The sequence below is a fragment of the Rhodoferax sp. LB1P47 genome, assembly GCF_056521445.1.
The window spans coordinates 1-5,729 of record NZ_JBWMAU010000034.1; the positions used below are offsets into that span (position 1 = coordinate 1).

General features: G+C 57.2%; 4 protein-coding genes. 2 read left to right on the top strand and 2 right to left on the bottom strand.

Annotation, left to right across the window (positions count from 1 at the left end; translation table 11 throughout):
- The first annotated feature begins 362 nt into the window (after positions 1 to 362).
- The gene (locus AC0969_RS19630; RefSeq protein ID WP_479625832.1) at positions 363 to 1,133 is read left to right on the top strand and encodes a hypothetical protein; all 771 of its coding nucleotides are present in this window, start codon (positions 363 to 365) and stop codon (positions 1,131 to 1,133) included.
- A 212-nt stretch (positions 1,134 to 1,345) separates the two neighbouring features.
- Positions 1,346 to 3,265, top strand: a complete 1,920-nt coding sequence (locus AC0969_RS19635) for an alpha-amylase family glycosyl hydrolase (protein ID WP_479625833.1) — start codon at positions 1,346 to 1,348, stop codon at positions 3,263 to 3,265.
- A 101-nt stretch (positions 3,266 to 3,366) separates the two neighbouring features.
- Here the strand turns inward: AC0969_RS19635 and AC0969_RS19640 are convergent, their stop codons facing one another.
- Together AC0969_RS19640 and AC0969_RS19645 are read right to left on the bottom strand one after the other, a co-directional pair.
- Complete coding sequence (locus AC0969_RS19640; protein WP_479625834.1) at positions 3,367 to 4,365, bottom strand: acyltransferase family protein; 999 nt, start codon at positions 4,363 to 4,365, stop codon at positions 3,367 to 3,369.
- Entirely contained in the window at positions 4,355 to 5,518 is a 1,164-nt protein-coding gene (locus AC0969_RS19645) for a glycosyltransferase family 4 protein (RefSeq protein WP_479625835.1), read from the bottom strand. The genes AC0969_RS19640 and AC0969_RS19645 overlap by 11 nt, the downstream gene beginning before the upstream one ends.
- Positions 5,519 to 5,729 lie beyond the last annotated feature (211 nt).

Sequence of the window (5,729 nt, forward strand, 5' to 3'; positions counted from 1 at the left end):
CTTCTTGGTCGGCTGCCATGGCCAGGGTTTGTTGCTTCATCTTTGTCGCCTTGCGAGTGATGAATACAGGCATGCAAGTCACGCGCCAGTTCTGGACTTATTCAGCCTTGCCTTAAGCCAATTCCTATCAAAGCGGGCGTAAGCAGCTGCCATATTTAAAGTGGCACACCCATATAGAAATTGACGCAAGCGTGCTTGTCAGATGCCTTGTGTCGGCCGATCAGATTGGTCAGTGGCCCAAGCGTTTAAATGCACCCCACCCCCTCCAAAACCGCTTGCCCCCGCACCCACCTCCCGGTTACCCTCGCGGCCCTATGTCATCAAGCCGTCACCATTTTTCGCTAGTACCCATTGAAGCCGACATGGGGGTTCTGTCCTGGTGGCGGGCGCTGTGCGCCATTGCCGTGCTGAATGTGGGCCTGTGGCTGGCTGTGCTGCACATGGGGCCGGGCAGCGGCATCCACGCGGGGCTGCAGCTGGCCTTGTCGGGCGTGTACGTGCTGGTGTGCGCTTACCGTTCGGTGCTGCCCCGGGTGGACTTGGAGCGGCTGGTGGTGGTGGACACGCGGTTGTCCAGCATCTTCTTGGGTCGCAGCGCCGCCACGGTGGCCGAGATTTGCTTTGCGTTGCAGCTGGGTCTGCTGGTGCACCAGCTGGGCGTGCATGCGGGCCTGCCGTGGGTGCAAATGGCCGCGTGGGCGATACCGGTGTTCATGGTGGTGGCGCAAGGTTTCTGCTGGCACAGCGTGCTGACGCTGAACCACATTACCCAGGCGGTGGAGTCTTCGCTGTGGGCGGCGGGCTTTGCGTGGATGGCAGCCCTGCTGGGGGCCGTCGCCTGGGGCAGCAGTGGCTGGGTGCACGGCTTGGCCATTGGCGGGATCGTGGGTTCGGTGTGCTTCGTGGCCTATGTGCTGTGCGTGGATGTGCCGATGTACTGGCGCCGTTACCAGCATGGCCGCGCCCACGGGCAGGTCTATATGCGCCTGGACCAGGGGGCGCACGATGCCTGGCACCGCCGCGAGCCAAGCGGCAGCTGGGCGGCATGGAGGGCCGATGCGCTCTGGCTGACGCCGTACTTCAGCTTCGGCGTGTGGGTGAGCATTGCGATGGTGTTTGTTCCGGGCGTGTAACGTCCTGGGTGGGTTGCTATATTTAGCATAGCTTCTCGTGCAAGTGGAATAAGCGCTAGAGGCATATTTGCCTTGTATTTTTACCTCGGTACTGGTGTTTTCCCTGTGCCCGCAGCAGGCCATTCGGGCTTCAAATCTGCCGGTTTCAAAGCGCTTTGAATGGCGGGTTCTCGTACACTCGCCGCAGCTTTTTCACCTACCCAGGCCGCACCATGCTCTCCGTCGCACACCAAACCCAACTCGCCCACCAGCACGTCGTCGCCGCCCTCAAAGCCCGCCCTGAGGCCAAGGCTGCGCGTAAGGCGTGGAACGCTTTTGCGGCCCGGTTGGACGCACACTTCCCACAATTGGTGAAAGAACTCGCCCCGCTGTACGGTGCGCGGCCCGATTTCATGGACTTTTTGGTGGACCTGCTGTCCAAGGCCTTCGATGCCTGGAACGCCCGCCCGGCCGACTTGCAGGCGCTGGACGTGCAGCGCGAGAAAAATCCGCGCTGGTTCCAGTCGCAAAAAATGCTGGGCGGCGTGTGCTACGTGGATCTGTATGCGGGCAACCTGAAGGGTTTACTTAAGCAGATTCCGTACTTCAAGGAGCTGGGGCTGACCTATCTGCACCTGATGCCGCTGTTTAAATGCCCGGACGGCAACAGCGACGGCGGCTACGCGGTCAGCAGCTACCGCGAGGTGAACCCGACCCTGGGCACGATGGCCGACCTGCAAGCCCTGGCCGCCGCGCTGCGTGCCGAGGGCATCAGCCTGGTGCTGGACTTCATCTTCAACCACACCTCGGACGAGCACGCCTGGGCGCAGGGCGCGGTGGCGGGCGACCCGCGCCACAAAGACTTCTACTACCTGTTCCCCGACCGCACGCTGCCCGACGCGTATGACCAAACCGTGCGCGAGATCTTCCCCGACCAGCACCCCGGCGCGTTCTCGCAACTGCCCGATGGCCGCTGGGTCTGGACCACCTTCAACAGCTTCCAGTGGGACCTGAACTACAGCAACCCGGCCGTGTTTACCGCCATGGCGGGCGAGATGCTGGCCATTGCCAACCTGGGCACCGAGATTTTGCGCATGGACGCGGTGGCCTTTGTGTGGAAGCGCATGGGCACGGTGTGCGAGAACCTGCCCGAGGCGCACACGGTGATCCGCGCCTTCAGCGCGCTGGTGCGCATCGCCGCGCCCAGCATGCTGTTCAAGAGCGAGGCCATCGTGCACCCGGACGATGTGGTGAAGTACATCTCGCCCGAGGAATGCCAGCTCTCGTACAACCCGCTGCAAATGGCCTTGCTGTGGAACAGCCTGGCCACCCGCGAGGTGAATCTGCTGCATCAGGCCCTGGAGCAGCGCCACAACCTCGACCCCGACACGGCTTGGGTCAACTACGTGCGCAGCCACGACGACATCGGCTGGACCTTTGCCGACGAAGACGCCCTCCAGCTCGGCATCCACGGTTTTGCGCACCGGCAGTTTTTGAACCGCTTTTATGTAAACCGTTTTGAGGGTAGCTATGCGCGGGGCGTGCCGTTCCAGGACAACCCGGCTACGGGCGACTGCCGCATCAGCGGTACCTGTGCGTCCTTGGTGGGTATCGAGCAGGGCGACCCGCTGGCCGCTGCCCGCATCTTGCTGCTGCACAGCGTGGCCCTGAGCACCGGCGGCATGCCGCTGATCTACCTGGGCGACGAGGTGGGCACGCCCAACGACCACAGCTACCTGAACGACCCCGCCAAGGCCGGAGACAGCCGCTGGGTGCACCGCCCGGCCCGCGTGCCCGGCCTGTACAGCCAGCGGAATAAAAAGAACACCGTGCCCGGCCAGATCTACCAGGGCCTTCGCCGCATGGTGGAGGTGCGTGCTTCGCTGGAGGTGTTTGCCGGGGGGCAGCTCACCGGCTTCCGCGCGGGCAACCCCAGCGTGCTGGGCTATCTGCGCGGTGCGCCCGGTGCCCATGTGCTGGTGCTGGCCAACTTCAGCGAGCAGCCGCAAGAGTGCCCGGCCATTGTCTTTAGCGCCCAGCCCGAGAGCGCGGTGGACCTGCTGACGGGCGTGGCCCATCTGCTGCATGCAGGATTGACGCTGGGGCCTTACGAGGTGCTGTGGCTGGATTGCCGGGTTTCTACGACTGATTAATGCGCCCGCCCAGATTTTTTCTTCGCTGCGTAGTACCTCTGTCAAGTTACGTTGTGGACTGTTGACAGAGATCCATAGACTTTCTATCTATATTCGCCAGATTATGGTTTTATTCGGCTGCGCAACCAGCGTAAGCTAGGTTGCTCTAACCAATACGTTAATCCACTCGCCAAAAAAAATGCAATGCCAACTGTGGAAATAAGCGCAATCCAACCGTTAATATCCAGTGCATACAATTTAAAAAGAATTAGGTAGCCCAGGTTGCGGTGCACCAGATATAGCGTGAATGAAATACTCCCTAGCCACAGTGTCAATGGTGAAGCCAGGAAATTAATTTCCCCAGCAATTGCCAGCCCCATAATTAAAAAAACTATCGCAGCAACGCCACTCATAAAAAAACCATTATTAAAAAATTCGGTCGTTACACAGAGAGCAATAATCCCGATCGAAAACTTAAATTTTTGACCAGTAGCCGATCTCAAATAATGAAACATCATCCCCGCAATAAAAAATGGCCCGTACAGAAATATCTGTACCCAGTTTTTAATAATTTCATATTGTTCTGGAATATAAAGTTTTAAAAAAGGCAATGTATTTGCCAAAGCTAGCCAAAGCAAACTTACGGTTATCGGATAGTTGAGTGCCTTGGTTTTCATTAATAGCGCCATCAGCACGTAAAACGACAACTCCACAGCCAGTGTCCAAAAAACAAGATCTATATCTGGAAAGCCCAAGTAGGCTTGTAACATTGTTGTATTTATAAAATAACCACTAAGCCAGACTTTGGAGCCATTTTTTGAAAAATCAACTACAAAAACAAGCAGTAAAACAGCCCAATAGGCTGGATAAATTCTACTAAATCTTAGTAATAAAAATTCTTTGGAATTTTGACATTTTTCAATGGTTTGATAAATAAAAAAACCAGAAATTACAAAAAATAATTGCACTCCATAACGACCATATTCAAAATCATATGGGAAATTCGTTGAATACCGGTGAACATGCGCAACATAATGAAAAAGAACGACGGCAAGACATGCCAAGCCACGTAGCGCATCTACCGCTGCAAGTCGTTGTTGTGTTTGAACCTTAGTGTGCAATCTCAGTGCTCCCTAATTGAGCCGGCAACAGCGCCACATATTTCGCGTGCGCCTGGGTCCAGGTAAATGCCGATACCACATGCTGGCGCAGCCGCAAGCCCATCGCTTGTGCGGTTGCGGGCTCGTCCAGCAAGGCGCGCAGGCACACAGCCAGCGCCTCTGGGTTGTCCGGTGGCACCAAATGGCCCGTCACCCCGTCTTCTAATATCTCGGGAATCCCGCCCACGTGGGACGCAATCACGGGTATGCCAAAGATCCCCGCTTCCAGCAGCACCAAGCCAAATGGCTCTACGCGGCTAGGCAGTACAAAAATACGGGCTTTTTGGAAGAATCCTGCCATTTGGGCGTGCGGTATGTCTTTGAAAAAATGCACCCGAGCGTCCAGCTTGTGCTGCTGGCACAAGGCCTGCAATGCGGGCAAGGCCTGGTCCGTGGCGCCCACCAGTACCAATTGCAGATCGGAATAATCGTCTTTCACACGGGAAAACGCTTCAATGAGAACGTCTTGGCCTTTCTTGCGCTCGAACTTTCCGACATTCAAAACAATACGGCCACAAGGCGTTGGGGGTGTTTGCGCTACGTCGGCCATGCGCTCGAATTGGTTGGCATGGATGCCATTGTGAATAACGCAAGCGGCTACGTTTTTACCCAAAGTCTGGTGTACGCGGCGTTGCATGTCTTGAGAGCAAACCACATTCGCCTGCACGCGCTGCGCCAGTGCGCGCCAAGCCGCCACTTCAGGTGCAGGCGCATCCGCTACCGCGCTAAGGTCGGCGCCGTGGAATGAGAGCAGCAGGGGAATCGGCTTTGCCAAACCCCGGGCAATCTGTTCCAGGATAAAAACCGACGGCGTCGGGTAATGGGCGTTGATGGCGGCAATCTGGTTTTCTTGGCAAAACCGTTGGAATGTGGTGCCAAACTGCTGCCTCCATAAAAAGTACGCCAGCCGGGTTTTCAGATTGGCACCGAAGGGATAAGGGCGAACACGCCAGCGAACCGTGCGCAGCCCCTGGAACGCACCCCATTGGGGTTGCGTAGCCGCCCAGTCTGGGATGAGCACCAGCGGCTCAAATAATCCAGTCTTTTGCATTTCTTGCGCCAGCTGGAGCACCACCTGGTTCACGCCACCTGCATGCCCTAAGGGCCATGGCAAAACAAAAAGGTAGGTGGGACGCGAAGAATGCATGTGCTGTGGCAGAGCGGGTAAGGCGGCACTGTACGCTAGCCCCGCGCGGGTGTCGGGGCAATTAAGGCAAGGCTGAATAAGTCCAGAACTGGCGCGTGACTTGCATGCCTGTATTCATCACTCGCAAGGCGACAAAGATGAAGCAACAAACCCTGGCCATGGCAGCCGACCAAGAAGC